Source organism: Falsiroseomonas sp. E2-1-a20, from assembly GCF_051433195.1.
Classification (GTDB): Bacteria; Pseudomonadota; Alphaproteobacteria; order Acetobacterales; family Acetobacteraceae; genus Falsiroseomonas.
The window spans coordinates 1-1,623 of sequence record NZ_JBHMFT010000139.1; the positions used below are offsets into that span (position 1 = coordinate 1).

Sequence of the window (1,623 nt, forward strand, 5' to 3'; positions counted from 1 at the left end):
CTAGCCCATCCTATTCATCGTGCTGACGCTTTTCCTGCTGCCTGAGTGGCGGACGCGCGTCGGGATGGCGCCTGTTGCATCGCTGTTTTGGTCTGGACGTGATGGGCGTTGGGGTTGCGGGATCTGGTGCATTTGGGGCGCTCGCCCCATGCGTCACGGTCCGGTGGGCTGGAAGCCGAGTGCGATGCCACGGAACAGAGCTGCTTCGGGGCAGGCGGCGGCAAAGGCGATGCGGACCCGTGTCGCGGTCTCGGTGATGCGGGCGGCGATCTTGAGCAGGCGCATCCGCAGCGTGGTGAACTCGGCGGTGGCCAGCGCCTGCGGTTTGGGAATGGCGTCGCGCACCGTCAGCATAAGCCAGTAGGCGGCGGTATGCAGCACGAGGCGCACTTGGTTGGCGAGCGCCGAGCGGCAGCTGGTGCGGTCGGAGGCCAGCTGGCTCTTGTGCAGTTTGATGAGATTTTCGGCCTGTCCGCGGGCGCAGTAGAGCGTGTCGTAGAGCCATTCGGCGCTGCCGCTTGCCAGGTTGGTCACCACGAAGCGGATGTCCAACCCTTGCGTGCTGGCCTCGATCCGGGCCGCCACGCGCCGCTCGCAGCTCCAGGATTTGGCGCCGTAGCGGGTCTCGGCATAGCGACGCAGCACCGGGGCTGCGGCCTCGGCGCGGCGCACCCGGACATCGTCGGCAGTGGCCTCCACCAGGCGGCTCAGCACGGCGTTGCCCGCCAGGCCGAAGATGAAGTCCACTGCATTGGCCTCGCACCATGCCATCACTTCGGGGCGGGCGTAGTGACCATCGCCGCGCAGGGTCAGCCGCGTGGCTGGCCAATGGCTGCGGATGCGGCGCACCAGGCGTCGAACATGGCCGCGCACTTCCTGCCCGGACGGTGTCTTGCCCGGGCGCAGCAGGATCGCCACCGGGCGTGCGGTCGCGGTGTCGTAGACATGGATCGGCAAGAAGCAGCGCTCGTCGTAGTGCGCATTGAACAGCGAGAGCTGCTGATGCCCATGCACGACGTCGACGGTGTCGTCGATGTCCAGCGTGACGGCGCCGGGCGGACGGCGATAGCTGGCGCAGTAGAGGTCGACCATGGCGTAGGTCAGGCGCACCACCTCGCGCAGGTCGGGTGCGTTCTCCCAGCGCGACACGGTCGGCTGCGAGCACAGGTCACGGCCGGTGTCCGGAAGCCGCCCGCAGGCCAGCTTGAAGCCGGGATCGCTGCGCAGATGATCGAGGTCGTCGGCATCCTCGTAGCCGCAGGCGATGGCGAGCATGCGGGCGCGCAGAATGTCGGCGACGCTATGCGTGATGAACAGGGGATTGCGCGGATCGGCGATCAGCCCCGCGAGCCTCTGGGCGATCCCCAGGCGCCGCTCGGCGGAGGCCAGCAGCAGGACGCCACCGTCCGAGGTGATGCGTCCGCCGTCGAACGCAGCGGTGAGCTTCTTGCGTCCGATGGCTGGAAAGCCGAACGCTTCAATCGTATCATCGCGCATGGCGGGTGTGGCTCGGCATGATCGTGTGGACAGGATGGCTTCGACACCCAATCCATAAACATGATCAACAGCTTACGCGACACCCGCCAGCCGAATTATTGGCGCACGCTGAATAAGAGCGGCTAG

Annotated in this window: 1 protein-coding gene; it reads right to left on the reverse strand. The window is 66.9% G+C overall.

What is annotated here, in order from left to right; all coding sequences use genetic code 11:
• Positions 1 to 153 precede the first annotated feature (153 nt).
• A complete protein-coding gene (locus tag ACFHPP_RS30960; RefSeq protein WP_437167070.1) occupies positions 154 to 1,497 on the reverse strand; it encodes an IS1380 family transposase in 1,344 nt (447 codons plus the stop codon).
• Positions 1,498 to 1,623: the final 126 nt, after the last annotated feature.

Bases quoted from the DNA above. Each gene is read 5' to 3' on its own strand.
- ACFHPP_RS30960 (WP_437167070.1), bottom strand. From the start codon at position 1,497: ATGCGCGATGATACGATTGAAGCGTTCGGCTTTCCAGCCATCGGACGC.